Source organism: Achromobacter sp. T5-5 (genome assembly GCF_055397965.1).
This window is the reverse complement of the sequence record NZ_AP027919.1, coordinates 3,472,836-3,488,376: the sequence shown is the minus strand read 5'-3', so window position 1 is coordinate 3,488,376 and position 15,541 is coordinate 3,472,836. Positions and strand designations below refer to the sequence as shown.

The following is a 15,541-nucleotide window of genomic DNA, read 5'->3' as shown; positions in this document are numbered from 1 at the left end:
GGCCTCTTGTTTTCGAGGATACCTATGAAGTGGCAATTCTGGATTGACCGTGGGGGCACCTTCACCGACATCGTGGCGCGCCGCCCCGATGGCACGACCACCACGGCGAAGATGCTGTCGGAAAACCCCGAGCAGTATCGCGACGCCGCAGTCGCGGGCATACGCAAGCTGCTGGGCATCGCGCCCGGCCAGCCGGTGCCCGCCGATCAGGTCGAGTGCGTGAAGATGGGCACCACCGTGGCCACCAACGCACTGCTCGAGCGCAAGGGCGAGCGCACCTTGCTCGTGACCACGCGGGGCTTTCGCGATGCGCTGCGCATCGCCTACCAGAACCGCCCGCGGCTCTTCGACCGCAATGTGCTGCTGCCCGAGATGCTGTACGAATCCGTCATCGAGGCGGACGAGCGCGTCGCGGCCGACGGCGAGGTGATCCGTCCGCTGGATGAAGCCGGTCTGCGCAAGGACATGCAGGCCGCGTACGACAGCGGCATCCGCGCCGTCGCCATCGTCTTCATGCATGCCTGGCACGCCACCGGCCACGAACAGCAGGCCGCGCGCATCGCGCACGACATCGGCTTCACGCAGGTGTCCGTCTCGCACGAGGTCAGCCCGCTGATCAAGTTCGTCTCGCGCGGCGACACGACCGTGGTGGACGCCTACCTGTCGCCCATCCTCAAGCGCTATGTGGACCAGGTGGCTGGCGAGCTGCCGGGCATCCGCCTGATGTTCATGCAATCCAGCGGCGGCTTGACCGACGCGCATCGTTTCCGCGGCAAGGACGCGATCCTGTCGGGTCCGGCGGGCGGCATCGTCGGCATGGTGCGCACCAGCGAGATCGCCGGTTTCCCGAAGGTGATCGGCTTTGACATGGGCGGCACGTCGACCGACGTGTCGCATTACGCGGGCGAGTTCGAGCGCGAGTTCGAAACCCAGGTGGCCGGCGTGCGCATGCGCGCGCCCATGATGAGCATCCATACGGTCGCGGCCGGCGGCGGCTCCATCCTGCATTTCGACGGCGCGCGGCTGCGCGTCGGGCCGGATTCGGCAGGCGCCAATCCCGGTCCGGCCTGCTATCGCCGGGGCGGTCCGCTCGCGGTGACGGACTGCAATGTCCTGCTGGGCAAGATCCAGCCCGATTTCTTCCCCAAGGTGTTCGGACCCGAGGCCAACGAGCCCCTGGACCGCGACGCCGTGGTCGAACGTTTTTCCGCGATGGCCGCCGAGGTCCGCGCCGCCACGGGCCGTGAGATGTCGCCCGAACAGCTGGCCGAGGGCTTCCTCGAGATCGCGGTGGGCAACATGGCCGAAGCCATCAAGCGCATCTCGGTGCAGCGTGGCCATGACGTCACCGAATACGCGCTGACCGTGTTCGGCGGCGCCGGCGGGCAGCATGCCTGCCTGGTGGCCGACGCGCTCGGCATGACGACCGTCTTTGCCCACCCGCTGGGCGGCGTGCTGTCGGCTTATGGCATGGGCCTGGCCGACCAGACGGACATGCGCCAGAAGACGGTCGAAAAGGTGCTGGACGCGGCCCTGATGAGCGAGCTGAAGGAAGAGCTGGACGTCCTGGCAAGCCAGGCTGTCGGCGAACTGCGCCGCCAGCATGTGGCCGAGGCCGACATCGGCGTGCAGCGCCGCCTGCACCTGAAGTACCGCGGCACGGATACGGCGCTGGAAGTGGCGTTCACCGACCTCGCGCAGGCCCGCCACGACTTCGAGGCCGCCTATCGCCAGCGCTATTCGTTCCTGATGCCCAACCGCGAACTCGTGGTCGAGACCATTTCGGTCGAGGCGACGGGTGGGGGCGAACGCGTGGGCGAGGCAGCGACGGCGCGCGCCCGCGACGGCGCGCTGCAGTCCCGCCGCGTGGTCAGCATGTACAGCGCGGGCGCCTGGCGCGATACGCCGCTGTACGTGCGCGAAGACATGGCAGGTGGCGACGTGGTTCCGGGCCCGGCCATTATTTCCGAGCCCAACCAGACCACGGTCGTGGAACCCGGCTGGCAGGCCGAGCTGACCGCGCAGGACCACTTCGTGATCCGCCGCGTGGAAGCGCGTCCCGAGCGCCGCAAGGTCGGAACGCAGGCCGACCCCGTCATGCTGGAGGTCTTCAACAACCTCTTCATGTCGATCGCCGAGCAGATGGGCTACCGCCTGCAGAACACGGCGTACTCGGTCAACATCAAGGAGCGCCTGGACTTTTCCTGCGCCATCTTCGATGCGCAGGCGCGGCTGATCGCCAATGCGCCCCACATGCCGGTGCACCTGGGTTCCATGGGCGAATCGGTGCGCACGGTCATGAACGCCAACGCCGGCCGCATGATGCCGGGCGACGCCTACGTCGTGAACGACCCGTACCACGGGGGCACGCACCTGCCGGACGTCACGGTCATTACGCCCGTGTTCGACAAGGCGGGGCGCGAGATCCTGTTTTACGTGGGCTCGCGCGGCCACCACGCCGACATCGGCGGGACCACGCCGGGCTCCATGCCGCCGGATTCCAAGACCGTTGAAGACGAGGGCGTGCTGTTCACCAATTTCCAGCTCGTCAAGAACGGCGAGTTCCGGGAAGAGGCCGCCCGCCAGATCCTGGGGTCGGGCCGCTGGCCGGCGCGCAATCCGGACCAGAACATCGCCGACATGCATGCGCAGATCGCCGCCAACGAAAAGGGCGTGCAGGAGCTTCTGCGCATGTGCGACCACTTTGGCCTGGACGTCGTGCGCGCCTACATGGGGCACGTGCAGGACAACGCGGAAGAGGCGGTGCGCCGCGTGATCTCGGTGCTCAAGGACGGCAGCTACGAATACCCGCTGGACAACGGCGCGGTCATCCGGGTGGCCGTGCGCGTGGACACCGAGGCGCGCAGCGCCGTGGTCGACTTCACCGGCACGTCGCCGCAGTTGGACAACAACTTCAACGCGCCCGGGGCGATCGCGGTGGCGGCGGTGCTGTACGTCTTCCGCACCATGGTCAACGACGACATCCCGCTGAACGACGGCTGCCTGGTGCCGCTGTCCATCATCCTGCCGGAAGGCTCGATGCTCCGTCCGAACCCGCCGGCATCGGTGGTCGCGGGCAACGTGGAAACGTCCATGTGCATCGTCAACGCGCTGTATGGCGCGCTGGGCGTGCTGGCGGCCAGCCAGGGCACGATGAACAACTTCACGTTCGGCAACGCGCGCCATCAGTACTACGAGACCATCTCGGGCGGCACGGGCGCGGGCCCGGTGCGCATCGACGCGGCCGGTCCGCATGACGAGGGCTTTGCCGGCACGTCGGTGGTCCAGGCACACATGACGAACTCGCGCCTGACCGATCCCGAAGTGCTGGAGTTCCGCTTCCCGGTGCGGCTGGAATCCTACGAGATCCGCAAGGGCTCGGGCGGCAAGGGCCGGTATCCGGGGGGCGACGGCGGCGTGCGCCGCATCCGTTTCCTGGAAGACATGACCGCGGCCATCCTGTCGAACAACCGGCGTTACGCGCCGTTCGGCCTGGCCGGCGGGCAGCCCGGCGCGATGGGGCGCAACTCGGTCGAGCGCGTGGACGGCACCATCGAGGAACTCGGCCCGCAGGACAGCGCGCAACTGCACCCGGGCGATGTGTTCGTCGTCGAAACGCCGGGAGGCGGGGGTTACGGCACGCTGTGATCCGGGCGGGTGTCGGGTCCCGTTCAGTCGGGATCGGACATCACGTCCAGCGCGATATCGGCGCGCGCCTTGCGGTCGTGCACGCGCAGGACCACGGCGTCGTCCGTGATCTCGAACAGGGCGGTCGCCAGGGTGTTCTCGTCGTCGGGATCATCCCGCGCGGTCCGCAGGATCGGCAGGGCGCCCTCGGTGTCGAGCAGCGCGGCAAGCATGTCGGCGCTGCCCGACTCCGGGGACCACCCATCCACCAGGCCTTCGATCCGGTTCTGCCGGGCCCGAGACGAATCGGTGACGATCTGCGGCTGGCCGCGCGTGTCGGCGTGCACCATATGGTTGGCGTGCCCGTAGCGTCGGCCGATTTCCAGTATCGACACCGAGCCGGGGGTGACTTCGGCGCTCAGCAGGCGCGCGTCCGTGGCCGCGCCCAGCGTGTGGTGAAAGCCGCCGGCATGGGGCAGGTCGCGCAGCAGCGCCACCGCTTCGTCCAGGGTCGCGCAGTCCAGGACCGCGCGCGCAAGGAACATGCGCGGCACGCCCGTGTGCCGCTGCCGCGTGCGCAGATTGTTGATGGTCTGCACCAGCCCCGCCCGGTTTGCGGCAAAGGTGTGCCCGGGCAGCGAGCCAGGGTAGTAGAAGCTGAGATAGCCCGGCGCGTCGTCCAGCGCGACGTCCACCAGATGGCAACGGCCATACAGATACGGATCGCCGTCTTCGTTGTGGCCGATCCAGCGCGCGCCATCGGCGGTGCGCAAGGCCACCGAGGTGCAGCCGTCCGTGGCGCTGTGGAGCAGATCTCCGCGGCAGTGCCACAGCAGCACGTCCTTGATCGGCATGCGCAGGCCTTCGGCCATTCCCTCGAGTTCTTCCCAGATCAGCGGCAGGGCGGCCTGCGTCTGTTGCGCCAGGTCGTCCACGAAGGGATGCCCGCGCCATGGCCGCAGCGCTTCCCAGGTTCCGCTCTGCTCCAGGTAGGTCGCCATGATCGGGCGGGCCAGCCTGCCCAGCGCCTGACCGACCTGGCGGCGGTTTCCGGTGATACGTAGGTACTTGTAAGCCATGGGAATCCTCCGGATGTCTCGCGGATTGTAAGTTTTCTCCCGCCCGCCCGGCGGGGACTGATGCGTTAAGATCGTCGATAAGCTGGCCCGGCGAACCCGGCTCAGCCCAGGAATCATGCCCTTACAACAGCCCCGGGGTGCCTGGCGCTCCCCAAGAGGAGAGTTTCATGATCAAGCGTAAAGTCGCCGCCGCACTGGTCGGCCTGTCCCTCACCCTGACCGGCGCTTCGGCCGTCCAGGCCCAGGGCAAGGAATTGGTGGTCGCCACCGATACCGCTTTCGTGCCGTTCGAATTCAAGCAGGGCAATACCTATACCGGATTCGACGTCGATCTTTGGGCGGCCATCGCCAAGGAACTCAACCTCAAGTACAAGCTGCAACCGATGGACTTCGCCGGCATCATCCCCGGCCTGCAGACCAAGAACATCGACGCTGCGCTGGCTGGCATCACGATACGCGACGATCGCAAGAAGGTCATCGATTTCTCCGATCCCTACTACGAAAGCGGCCTGGCCATCCTGGTGGGTGATAAGAACACCGACATCAAGGACGCTGCCTCGCTGGCCGGCAAGACCGTGGCCGTCAAAACCGGCACCGCCACGGTCGACTTCCTGCGGTCCCAGGTCCCCGACGCCAAGCTCAAGCTGTTCCCCAATATCGACAACGCCTACCTGGAACTGGCGACCGGCCGCGTGGACGCCGCGGTGCACGACACGCCCAACGTGCAGTATTACGCCAACACGGCCGGCAAGGGCCGCGTGAAGGTGATCGGGTCGGTCAAGAGCGGCGACTTCTACGGCATCGCCTTCCCCAAGGGCAGCCCGCTGGTGCCCGAGGTGAACAAGGCGCTCGCCACGCTCAAGGCCAACGGCCAGTACGACGCGATCTACACCAAGTGGTTCGGCAAGAAGCCCTGACGGGCCCGGATAGCCGCACTTTTCGCGGGCGCGCCGCCTAGGCGGGACGGGACCATGCCGGCGCCGGCCGCAATGCCGGCTTCCGGCGCAGGCACCGTCTTCGCGCTTACGCGGTTGCCCGCGCCATGATAGGGGCGCGCCATCGCGCGCCAGGGGGGAAGATCGTGGAGTTCGACTGGGCTGTAATCAACGATGCGCTACCCAATCTGCTGACGGGTACGCTCATGACCATCAAGATCACGTTCTGGGGCCTGGCGGGCGGTTTCCTGCTGGGCGCGCTGTCGGGCGTGACGCGGGCCTACGGGAACGCGATTCTCTCGGGCATTGCGCAGGTCTATGTCGCGGTCATCCGCGGCACGCCGATCGTGGTGCAGGTCATGTTCATCTATTTCGCGCTGCCCTTGCTGGCGGACATCCGGGTGGACGCCGAATGGGCGGCCATCGTCACCCTCATCATCAATTCGGGCGCCTACATCTCGGAAATCGTGCGCGGGTCGCTGCTGTCGGTCCACAAGGGGCTGAAGGAAGCGGGGCAGGCCATGGGGCTGCCTTTCCACAAGATCCTGCTGCACATCATCGGGCCGGTCGCATTCCGGCGGATGATCCCCCCGCTGGGCAATCAGTGCATCATCAGCCTGAAAGACTCGTCGCTCTTCATCGTGATCGGCGTGGCCGAACTGACCCGGCAGGGACAGGAAATCATGGCCAGCAATTTCCGCGCGGTCGAAATCTGGTCGGCCGTCGCGATCATCTACCTGATACTCACGGGCCTGATGGCGCTGACCCTGCATCTGGTCGAAAAGAGGATGCGCATCCTATGAGCATGATCGAATTCCATAACGTCACCAAGCGCTTTGGCGACTCGACGGTGCTAAATGGCATCTCGTTGAACATCGATGCGGGCGAGGTCGTGGTGGTGGTGGGGCCGTCCGGCTCCGGCAAGTCCACATTCCTGCGCTGCATCAACGTGCTGGAGACCATCAACGAGGGCGACCTGCTGGTCGATGGCCTCAGCGTGAAGGGGGATCCGGCGCAAATCCGCGAGATACGGCGCGAGGCGGGCATGGTGTTCCAGCAGTTCAATCTGTTTCCGCAGATGACGGCGCTGGAAAACGTCATGTTCGGGCCGGTGCACACCCGGGGCCAGAGCCGGGCGGAAGCGCGCAAGCTAGCCGGGGAGTTGCTTGCCAAGGTCGGGCTGGCCGAACGCATGAACCACTATCCGGCCGAACTTTCGGGCGGCCAGCAGCAGCGCGTGGCGATCGCGCGCGCGCTGGCGATCATGCCCAAGCTGATGCTGTTCGACGAGCCCACCTCCGCGCTGGATCCCGAACTGCGCCATGAGGTGCTGCAGGTCATGCGCGACCTGGCCGAGGAGGGCATGACCATGGTGGTCGTCACGCACGAAATGGAATTCGCGCGCAAGGTCGGCAGCCGGCTCATTTTCATCGACGCCGGCAAGATCGCGCACGACGGTCCGCCAGAGGAACTGCTGAACAATCCTCCCAGCCAGCGCCTGAAGGACTTTCTGCAGCATGTGACGTGAAACGGTCCGTTGTCACGTGCAGAGGGCCACGCGGCCGCACGGTTTTTGGTGTGGCTGGCATATAATTAGCCACCGTATAGTATGGTGGCTTTTAAATTGGAACTTGAGCAGAAGTACCGTGCGCTCATTCAGGAAGCGCAACGACGCAACACGCCCGACGTAGAGGGCATTTTTCTATGCTTTCAGACGCTTTCGCTGGCTGCCAAAATCGACCGCGACTGCGCCGCGCTACTGGCGCCGCATGGCCTGTCGGAAGGGCGCTTCGTCCTGCTGTTTTTGCTTGATGCCGCGCCTGATGGCCTGGCTCCCAATGCGCTGGCCGAACGCGCCGGCATCACCCGAGCCACCGTCACGGGTTTGCTCGACGGCCTGGAGCGGGAAGCACTGATCGAGCGCCATGCAGACGCCAACGATCGTCGCGCCCTGTGCATACGGCTCACGCGCAAGGGAAAGCGGATTGCCAAGCAGGTGTTCGAGCAACACGGCCGCTGGATCGCCGGCCTGTACGGCAACCTTTCTACGCCAGAGCGCAAACAACTGGCCGCCCTGTTGGAAAAGATTGCGGGCAATCTGGGGGGGGCGGCGTCGTGACTGCTCCCCGAAAAGGTGCCACCCGAGCTGCCGATATTCCTGCCGACGTCTTGCAGGCCCTGTCGCGCGGCGAGATGCAGAGCGCAACCTTGGCCGAATGCATGGCGCTTGATCAAGCGACACTCATGCGCGTGGTTTTTCCGGAGCTGCCGCCCAAGGTGCTGAAAGATGTCGATTCGGCTTGCGAACTCGGTGTTCTGAAACGCATGGGCCGCATCGGCGCGGTGTTGCTGGATGCACTGGGCCCCGACGGCATCGAAGTCTGCCGGGCGCATGGCGCCGATACCGTGCGTGGCTGGGCCTGCTTCATGATCGGCGCCCAACCCGATCTGCCTCTGTCTGCGCGCCTGTCCGCTATCCGGCCGTTGGCGGACGACGACCATTTCGGCGTGCGCGAGTGGGCCTGGATGGCGGTACGCCCACATTTGGCGGAGGCGCTGAATGTGTCCATCGCCCTTTTGGCGCAATGGACGTCATCGCCTTCCGAACGGTTGCGCCGCTTCGCCAGCGAAGCGCTTCGGCCGCGCGGCGTTTGGTGTGCACATATCGCAGCCCTCAAGCACGAGCCGGCACAGGCGCTACCGATTCTGTCGCCATTGCGCGCCGATCCTTCCGTCTACGTGCAGGACTCGGTGGCCAACTGGCTCAATGATGCCGCCAAGGATCAGCCCGCCTGGGTGCGCGATCTCTGCGCCCAATGGTTACAGCCCACGCCTGCCGACGCCACCCGCCGCATCTGCGAGCGCGCCATGCGCAGTCTGAAGTGACGAGGCTCCTCTCATGTGCGGCTATCTGGTTGCCGCGATACTACCGATGATGAGGTGAGCGCGGCCGCGCGGCCGGCGCAGACATGAAAAAAGGCGTCCGGTTCTGCCGGACGCCTTCGGGATTGCAGTGCCTCAGCCCTTAACCCGGACGATCTTCTGCACCTGCGGCACATGCCGGATCGCGCGGATGACCTGGGCCAGGTGCTTGCGGCTGTCGACCTGGATCGTCAGATGCAGCGACACGGTGGCGACCGCATCATCGTGCATCGTGACGTGGACGATGTTGGCGTCGGCGGCGGTGACTTCGGCTGCCAGCCGCCCCAGTACGCCGCGTTCATTGCGCGTGACGATGTCCAGGCGCGTGGCCAGGTGCTTGGCGGTCTGCGCGTCCCAACCCACGCTGATCCAGCGTTCGGGTTCGCGCAGGCGTTGGCGCATCGCCACGGGGCAGTCGGCGGTATGCACCACCAGGCCATGGCCCATGCGCATCCCGGCCACGATGGGGTCGCCGGGCAGCGGACCGCAGCAAGGAGCAAGTTGCACCGCCTGGCCTTCGTTGCCCTGGATCAGGATGGGCGCGCTGCGCGCCGAGGTCAGCTCGTCCACCGCGGCGGCGGTGGTGGCGACAAGCTGGTGCTCGGGTGCGAAGCGGCGCGCGACGACCGCCGCCAGCCGCTTGCCCAGGCCGATGTCGGCCAGGATTTCCTCGCGCGAGCTGGCTCCGGTGCTGCGCGCCAGCTTCTGCCATGCCGGGTCGTCCGTGGCGGGCAGGGGCATGTGCAGCTCCTGCATCGCCTGGGCGAGCAGCCGCTCGCCAAAGGCAACCGACTCCTCGTACTTGACCGTGCGCAGATAGTGCCGGATCTCGGAGCGCGCCCGGCCGGTGCGTACGTAATTGAGCCACTGTGCGTTGGGACGCGAGGCCGGGGACGTGACGATTTCCACGGTGTCGCCGCTGCTCAGTTCGGTGCGCAGGGGCACGAACTCGCCGTTGACCTTGGCCGCCACCGCCTGGTTGCCGATGTCGGTGTGGATCGCATAGGCGAAATCCACCGGCGTGGCGCCCCGGGGCAGCGAAATGATCTTGCCGCGCGGCGTGAACACGTAGACGGCATCCGGAAACAGGTCGACCTTGACGTGTTCGAGGAATTCGCCGGAATCGCCGGTCTGGCTCTGGATGTCCAGCAGCGATTGCAGCCACTGGTGGGTGCGCTTCTGCAGGTCGTTGAGCGTCAGGTCCGCGCCCTTGTACAGCCAGTGCGAGGCCACGCCTTCTTCCGCGACATGATGCATGTCGCGCGTGCGGAACTGGAATTCAACCGGCGTGCCGTAGGGACCGACCAGCGTGGTGTGCAGGGACTGGTAGCCGTTCACCTTGGGGATGGCGATGTAGTCCTTGAACTTGCCGGGCACCGGGCGGAACAACTGGTGCAGCGTACCCAGCGCCAGATAGCACTCGGGCAGCGTATGGACCACGACGCGGAAACCGTAGATGTCCAGCACGTCCGAGAACGACTTCTTCTGGTCGACCATCTTGCGGTAGATGCCGAACAGGGTCTTTTCGCGGCCGCTGACCTCGGCTTCGATGCCCGCGGCGGGCAGGGCGGCGCGCACGGAATCGGCGATCTTGGTGATGACCTCGCGACGATTGCCGCGCGCGGCCAGCACGGCCTTGTACAGCACCTGGTAGCGGTTGGGGTACATCGCGGCAAAGCACAGGTCCTGCAGTTCGCGGAACAGCAGGTTCAGGCCCAGCCGGTGCGCGATGGGCGCGTAGATGTCCAGGGTCTCGCGGGCGATGCGGCGCCGCTTTTCGGGGTTGACCGCGTCCAGCGTGCGCATGTTGTGCAGCCGGTCGGCCAGCTTGATGAGGATGACGCGCACGTCGCGCGCCATCGCCAGCAGCATTTTCCGGAAGCTTTCAGCCTGTTGTTCGGCCTTGGTGGCGAAATCCAGGCGGTCCAGCTTGGACAGGCCGTCGACCAGTTCCGCGACTTCGGGGCCGAATCGTTCGGCCAGCTCGTGCTTGGCGATGCCCTGGTCTTCCATCACGTCGTGCAGCAGGGCGGCAGACAGCGCGTTGACGTCGAGCTTCCAGCCCGCGCAGATTTCCGTGACGGCGATGGGATGCGAGATGTAGGGCGAGCCGCTGGCGCGGAACTGGCCCAGGTGCGCCTGGTCCGCGAAGCGATAGGCTTCGCGCACGCGCTCTACATCGTTCTTGTCGAGATAGCTGCCGATGATTTCGGTCAGCGGCGCCAGCGAGGCGACCGGGGATCCGGTCGCGTCCGCCGCTTCTTGCGCGGCGACGGACGGTGGCGTGGGGGAGTTCTTATCTTTCTTGCCCGTGCGGCGCCCGAGACGGGAGCCGGCACGCAGTGCGGCAAGCAGACCAGATGAAGCGTACTTCAGCCCGGGAAAAGCCATGCTAGCAGCCCCCCGGCAGTGATCAGGTGGGAACTTTACGCAGCATTTCCACGCCGGTGAGGCCGCCCGCGATTTCGCGCAGTGCAGTGACCGTGGGCTTGTCTTTGCTGTCCAGGCGCGGGGCATGGCCTTGCGCCAATTCACGGGCACGGTACGTCGCGGCCAGCGTGAGCTTGAAACGGTTGGGGATTTGATTCAGACAGTCTTCGACGGTAATGCGAGCCATTAGGACACCTGGTGCTGATGGAAGATAGGGAGAATGCGTTCGGCTCAGTGTTCGGCCGGGATGCCAAGTTGGGCAAACAAGTCGGCGTGCCGGGCGGCCTGAGACGAAAAGCGTAGCCGCGCGGCGCTGACAATTTGGGTCAGTTCCGACAAGGCTACGCTAAATTCTTGATTAATAATAACATATTCGCATTCAGGCGCGTGGGCGATTTCGCCGCCCGCGGCCATCAGCCGGCGGGCGATGACCTGCGGCGCATCCTGGCCGCGCGCCTTGAGCCGGCTTTCGAGTTCGTCGATGGAGGGCGGCAGCACAAAAATGCCGATCGCGCCGGGGAAACGCTGCTTCACCTGGCGCGCGCCTTGCCAGTCGATTTCAAGCAGCACGTCGCGGCCCTGGCTGGTGGCCTCGTCGATGCGATCGCGGGGGGTGCCGTAGAAATTGCCGTGGACTTCGGCCCATTCCAGCAGGTTCTGGGCTTCGCGCATGCGCTTGAATTCGTCGGCCGACACGAACCGGTATTCACGGCCGTCTGCTTCGCCCGGGCGGGGCGCGCGCGTGGTGCACGAAATGGAAAGCAGGATGGAAGGATCCTGGGCGAGCAGGGCCTTCACGAGGCTGGACTTGCCGGCGCCGCTGGGCGCGACGACCATGAAGACGTTTCCGGGAGTGGCGTGCATGAATGAATGTGACCGGCGTGTGATGCTAAGACTCGAAGAATAGCAAATCGCGCGGCGCGGCTGTTGAAAGTGTGTTGCGCTTGGAACCTTCGCTTGCAGCATCCGCGGGACGATTCGGGTAGGATTTCGCGCATCCATAAGCAGGAGAATCCGATGACGACGAACGAGATCGACCCGCCCCGCGTGGCCTTGGTAACCGGCGCCGGCACCGGCATAGGGCGCGCGGTTGCCCTGGAATTCCTGGCGCAGGGCTATCGGGTCGTGCTGGCCGGCCGCCGGCGCGAGCCGCTCGAAGCCACGCGCACCGCCGCGGGCGAAGACGGATTGCGGGCGCTGGTGGTGCCCACGGACGTCTCGGACGAGCAGGCGGTCCGCGATCTCTTCGACACCGCCCAGCGCGAATACGGCCGCCTCGACGTGCTCTTCAACAACGCCGGGCGCGGCGCGCCGGCGGTGCCGATCGAGGAATTGCCGGTGTCCGTCTGGCGCGACGTGGTCGACACCAATCTGACCGGCATGTTTCTGTGCGCCCAGGCCGCGATACGCATCATGAAGGCGCAGAACCCGCGCGGCGGACGCATCATCAACAATGGCTCGATCTCCTCGCACGCGCCGCGTCCGTTCTCGATCGCCTACACGGCCACCAAGCATGCCGTGACCGGCCTGACCAAGTCGATTTCGCTGGATTGCCGGCCGTACAACATCGCCTGCGGCCAGATCGACATCGGCAACGCCGCGACCGAAATGACCGAGCGCATGGCCGCCGGCATCCTGCAGGCCGATGGCAGCACCAAGGTGGAGCCGCGCATGGACGTGGCCCACGTGGCGCAGGCCGTGGCCGCCATGGCTCGCCTGCCGCTGGACGCCAACGTACAGTTCATGACGCTGATGGCCACGAACATGCCGTTCGTGGGCCGGGGCTGACGCTTCCGGTCCGGCAGCGGGCATTGGGCGCACGGCCTGCGGTCATGCGCCCATACGTCCCCCAGGGCGCCAGCCCGTAACGTGCTTGCCGGTTCAGCGAGAGGCTTGGGCCAACATTTGCTTGGGCGGCGTGTCCAGGTAGGCGCGGGCGCCGAGGTAGCGCTTGGACCAGTACGCGGATTTCATGTCGTCCACCCGCACCTTCGTGCCTCGGCGCGGCGCGTGCACGAACTTGTTCTGGCCGATGTAAATGCCCACGTGCGAGGTCACGCCCCGTCCGCGGGTGGCGAAAAACACCAGGTCGCCAGGACGCAGTTCCTTTTTGGCGGCAACGTTGTGCCCCTCGGAGCGCTGCGCGCGGGCGGTGCGGGGCAGTTCAAGTCCGGCGATTTCGCGGAAGACATATAGAACGAGGCCGCTGCAATCAAAACCGTCGGCGTCGTCGCCGCCCCAGCTGTACGGCGTGCCGATGGCTTCCAGGCCGGCCTGCACGACGCGTTCGCGCAGCGTGGGCACCGTGGGCTCTTGCGCCAGGCGCAGGCCGCTGAGGGTGGGGCGGGCCTGATCGGAAGCCAGCGATGCGTGGGCGGCGCCGGGGGTCCAGGACAGGGTCAGGGCCAACAGCGGCGCTGACAGGAATGCGGGAATGCGGAAAAAGGAAAAGCGGACTTTTCGCGTGGGCGGAGTCATTACGTCACTTCAAGAATCGGAGTGGGCGGCATGGCTTTGCCTGGGATGGCAAGCCGGCGGAAAAGGGAGCGGTTCGCAGGCGGAACACCCGGAACGCCTCACGATTATAATGTAATAATGTTTCATTACATTTGTAGTGCAATGCAGCATTATCGGCCGCCCGCTGTTACGGCCTTTCCACCGGCTGCCGTAACAGGACGCCCCCCTGGCGATCCCGGATGCGGCAAGGATGCGCGGATATCCCCATCCGCGTGCGGGCCTGTCACGTGATCGCGCACCGCCTCGGGCATAATCGACTGCATCGGCTCCCCGCGGCGCCGCCGCGCGCGGCAAGGGATTCGAGCAAGACAGATAAGAAGGCGGAGTAAAGCTCAATGATGAACGCAGTACACCTTTTGTCGTCCTTCAACCGGCCCGAGGCGTTGCCCTTCGAACCCTTCCAGGACGCACAGTCCGCGGTGGACCGGCTGGCTGAAATCTATGCGCGCAACACGGCCTTTTTGCGTACTGCCTTTCGTGAGGTCTTGAAGGACCCCGGCAATGGCGCCGCCCGTTTCAGGGCCTATTACCCAGCCATCCGCATCGTCGTGGAGACCTACGACCCCATCGACACCCGGCTTTCGTACGGCCATGTCGCCGAACCGGGCATCTACCAGACGACCATCACGCAGCCGGCGCTGTTTCGCGATTACCTGATCGAGCAGGTCGGCCAGTTGTTGCAGAACCATCGGGTGGCGGTTGAAGTGGGCGAATCCGATTCGCCGATTCCGCTGCACTTCGCCTTTCCCGAGGGCGCCTACGTGGAAGGCGAGCACCTGGAGGCGCTCAAGCGGCCCCTGCGCGACCTGTTCGACGTGCCGGACCTGGCGGTCACGGACGACGCCATCGTCAACGGCTCCTGGCGGGGCAAGGAAGGCGAGCCCCGGCCGCTCGCGCCGTTCACGGCGCAGCGGGTGGACTATTCGCTGCACCGGCTGCAGCACTACACCTCGACCGCGCCGGCGCACTTCCAGAATTTCGTGCTGTTCACCAATTACCAGTTTTATGTGGACGAGTTCTGCGCGCGCGCCCGCGCGCTCATGTCCAGCGGCAACGAAGACTACGAGATGCTCGTCGAGCCGGGCAATCGCATCACCCGCCGCGGCGAAAGCGGCCCGGGCGATGAGGTCCAGCCGGTGCGCCTGCCGCAAATGCCCGCGTACCACCTGGTACGCGGCGACCATTCCGGCATCACCCTGGTGAATATCGGCGTCGGGCCGTCCAACGCCAAGACGATCACGGACCACATCGCCGTGCTGCGCCCGCACGCCTGGCTCATGCTCGGGCACTGCGCCGGCCTGCGGGATTCGCAGCGGCTGGGCGACTACGTGCTGGCGCATGGCTACGTGCGCGAAGACCACGTGCTGGACGACGACCTGCCCACCTGGGTGCCGGTGCCGGCGCTTGCCGAGGTGCAGGTTGCGCTGGAGCAGGCGGTGGAAGAGGTGGCCGGGCTGTCCGGGTGGGACTTGAAGCGCATCATGCGCACAGGCACGGTGGCGACCATCGACAACCGGAACTGGGAATTGCGCGATCACGTCGATCTGGTGGAACGCTTCGCGCAGTCGCGCGCGATCGCCCTGGACATGGAGTCCGCCACGATCGCGGCGAACGGCTTCCGGTTCCGGGTGCCTTACGGAACCCTGTTGTGCGTGTCGGACAAACCCCTGCACGGCGAACTGAAGCTGCCGGGCATGGCCAGCGCGTTCTATCGGCGCCAGGTCAACCAGCATCTGGAAATCGGCATCCGGGCGCTGGAGCGCCTGCGGGACATGCCGCCGGAGCGGCTGCATTCGCGCAAGTTGCGCACGTTCATGGAAACAGCGTTTCAATAAATGCGAGGCGGGCGGGGCGCCAGGACGGTTGATCCGTCCCCCGCCGCGGGTCATTTTTCATGTCGGGGCCGATTGCGCTATTCTCGCGCGTTGCTCGGATTTCCCAGGGCCTACGCGCTGCGTTGCGCGAGGCCTGCAGACGTGAAGGAATGCATTTTGGCTCCATCGGAACACGATGATCGCCGCTCAGGCGGCA

Annotated in this window: 13 protein-coding genes; 8 read left to right on the top strand and 5 right to left on the bottom strand. The window is 65.9% G+C overall.

All coding sequences use genetic code 11. The annotated features are described in order from the left end of the window. Positions 1–24 precede the first annotated feature (24 nt). On the top strand, positions 25–3,648 hold the full coding sequence (locus ACZ50Q_RS15815) for a hydantoinase B/oxoprolinase family protein (protein WP_076521036.1): 3,624 nt from the start codon (positions 25–27) through the stop codon (positions 3,646–3,648). A gap of 23 nt (positions 3,649–3,671) precedes the next feature. Here the strand turns inward: ACZ50Q_RS15815 and ACZ50Q_RS15810 are convergent, their stop codons facing one another. After that, positions 3,672–4,706, bottom strand: a complete 1,035-nt coding sequence (locus tag ACZ50Q_RS15810) for a C45 family autoproteolytic acyltransferase/hydolase (RefSeq protein WP_464078925.1) — start codon at positions 4,704–4,706, stop codon at positions 3,672–3,674. Positions 4,707–4,873: 167 nt separating this feature from the next. Between ACZ50Q_RS15810 and glnH the strand changes: the two genes are divergently transcribed. From glnH to ACZ50Q_RS15785, 5 genes are all read left to right on the top strand, one after another. Further along, positions 4,874–5,623, top strand: a complete 750-nt coding sequence (gene glnH / locus ACZ50Q_RS15805) for a glutamine ABC transporter substrate-binding protein GlnH (RefSeq protein ID WP_464078924.1) — start codon at positions 4,874–4,876, stop codon at positions 5,621–5,623. Between the two features lie 164 nt (positions 5,624–5,787). Continuing rightward, complete coding sequence (gene glnP, locus ACZ50Q_RS15800) at positions 5,788–6,444, top strand: glutamine ABC transporter permease GlnP (RefSeq protein ID WP_076521033.1); 657 nt, start codon at positions 5,788–5,790, stop codon at positions 6,442–6,444. Then, positions 6,441–7,169 carry a glutamine ABC transporter ATP-binding protein GlnQ gene (glnQ, locus tag ACZ50Q_RS15795; RefSeq protein ID WP_464078923.1) on the top strand — a complete coding sequence of 243 codons (729 nt, stop codon included), beginning with the start codon at positions 6,441–6,443 and terminating at the stop codon, positions 7,167–7,169. The genes glnP and glnQ overlap by 4 nt, the downstream gene beginning before the upstream one ends. A gap of 96 nt (positions 7,170–7,265) precedes the next feature. Next, positions 7,266–7,760 (top strand): MarR family winged helix-turn-helix transcriptional regulator, encoded by a 495-nt coding sequence (locus ACZ50Q_RS15790; RefSeq protein ID WP_464078922.1) that lies wholly within the window; start codon positions 7,266–7,268, stop codon positions 7,758–7,760. After that, positions 7,757–8,527, top strand: a complete 771-nt coding sequence (locus tag ACZ50Q_RS15785; RefSeq protein WP_464078921.1) for a DNA alkylation repair protein — start codon at positions 7,757–7,759, stop codon at positions 8,525–8,527. Before ACZ50Q_RS15790 ends, ACZ50Q_RS15785 begins: the two co-directional genes overlap by 4 nt. A gap of 132 nt (positions 8,528–8,659) precedes the next feature. Here ACZ50Q_RS15785 and ACZ50Q_RS15780 read toward each other — a convergent pair whose 3' ends face one another. From ACZ50Q_RS15780 to gmk, 3 genes are read right to left on the bottom strand one after another with little or no spacing between them, the layout of a single operon-like run. Further along, on the bottom strand, positions 8,660–10,954 hold the full coding sequence (locus tag ACZ50Q_RS15780; RefSeq protein WP_076521031.1) for a RelA/SpoT family protein: 2,295 nt from the start codon (positions 10,952–10,954) through the stop codon (positions 8,660–8,662). Positions 10,955–10,976: 22 nt separating this feature from the next. Then, the gene (rpoZ, locus tag ACZ50Q_RS15775; RefSeq protein ID WP_006219679.1) at positions 10,977–11,180 is read right to left on the bottom strand and encodes a DNA-directed RNA polymerase subunit omega; all 204 of its coding nucleotides are present in this window, start codon (positions 11,178–11,180) and stop codon (positions 10,977–10,979) included. Positions 11,181–11,224: 44 nt separating this feature from the next. Further along, positions 11,225–11,857, bottom strand: coding sequence for a guanylate kinase (gene gmk, locus ACZ50Q_RS15770; RefSeq protein WP_464082003.1), 633 nt, complete (start codon positions 11,855–11,857; stop codon positions 11,225–11,227). Positions 11,858–12,010: 153 nt separating this feature from the next. On the opposite strand from gmk, the gene ACZ50Q_RS15765 reads away from it, so the two are divergent. Further along, the gene (locus ACZ50Q_RS15765; protein WP_464078920.1) at positions 12,011–12,781 is read left to right on the top strand and encodes an SDR family oxidoreductase; all 771 of its coding nucleotides are present in this window, start codon (positions 12,011–12,013) and stop codon (positions 12,779–12,781) included. 93 nt (positions 12,782–12,874) lie between these two features. Here the strand turns inward: ACZ50Q_RS15765 and ACZ50Q_RS15760 are convergent, their stop codons facing one another. Then, on the bottom strand, positions 12,875–13,471 hold the full coding sequence (locus tag ACZ50Q_RS15760) for a C40 family peptidase (RefSeq protein ID WP_464078919.1): 597 nt from the start codon (positions 13,469–13,471) through the stop codon (positions 12,875–12,877). A 374-nt stretch (positions 13,472–13,845) separates the two neighbouring features. On the opposite strand from ACZ50Q_RS15760, the gene ACZ50Q_RS15755 reads away from it, so the two are divergent. Beyond that, positions 13,846–15,345 (top strand): AMP nucleosidase, encoded by a 1,500-nt coding sequence (locus tag ACZ50Q_RS15755; protein ID WP_464078918.1) that lies wholly within the window; start codon positions 13,846–13,848, stop codon positions 15,343–15,345. Positions 15,346–15,541: the final 196 nt, after the last annotated feature.

What these genes read in the sequence shown, in the direction of transcription:
- ACZ50Q_RS15815 (WP_076521036.1), top strand. Translation starts at nt 25, where the DNA reads ATGAAGTGGCAATTCTGGATTGACCGTGGGGGCACCTTCACCGACATC.
- ACZ50Q_RS15810 (WP_464078925.1), bottom strand. Translation starts at nt 4,706, where the DNA reads ATGGCTTACAAGTACCTACGTATCACCGGAAACCGCCGCCAGGTCGGT.
- glnH (WP_464078924.1), top strand. Translation starts at nt 4,874, where the DNA reads ATGATCAAGCGTAAAGTCGCCGCCGCACTGGTCGGCCTGTCCCTCACC.
- glnQ (WP_464078923.1), top strand. Translation starts at nt 6,441, where the DNA reads ATGAGCATGATCGAATTCCATAACGTCACCAAGCGCTTTGGCGACTCG.
- ACZ50Q_RS15780 (WP_076521031.1), bottom strand. Translation starts at nt 10,954, where the DNA reads ATGGCTTTTCCCGGGCTGAAGTACGCTTCATCTGGTCTGCTTGCCGCA.
- rpoZ (WP_006219679.1), bottom strand. Translation starts at nt 11,180, where the DNA reads ATGGCTCGCATTACCGTCGAAGACTGTCTGAATCAAATCCCCAACCGT.
- gmk (WP_464082003.1), bottom strand. Translation starts at nt 11,857, where the DNA reads ATGCACGCCACTCCCGGAAACGTCTTCATGGTCGTCGCGCCCAGCGGC.
- ACZ50Q_RS15765 (WP_464078920.1), top strand. Translation starts at nt 12,011, where the DNA reads ATGACGACGAACGAGATCGACCCGCCCCGCGTGGCCTTGGTAACCGGC.
- ACZ50Q_RS15760 (WP_464078919.1), bottom strand. Translation starts at nt 13,471, where the DNA reads ATGACTCCGCCCACGCGAAAAGTCCGCTTTTCCTTTTTCCGCATTCCC.
- ACZ50Q_RS15755 (WP_464078918.1), top strand. Translation starts at nt 13,846, where the DNA reads ATGATGAACGCAGTACACCTTTTGTCGTCCTTCAACCGGCCCGAGGCG.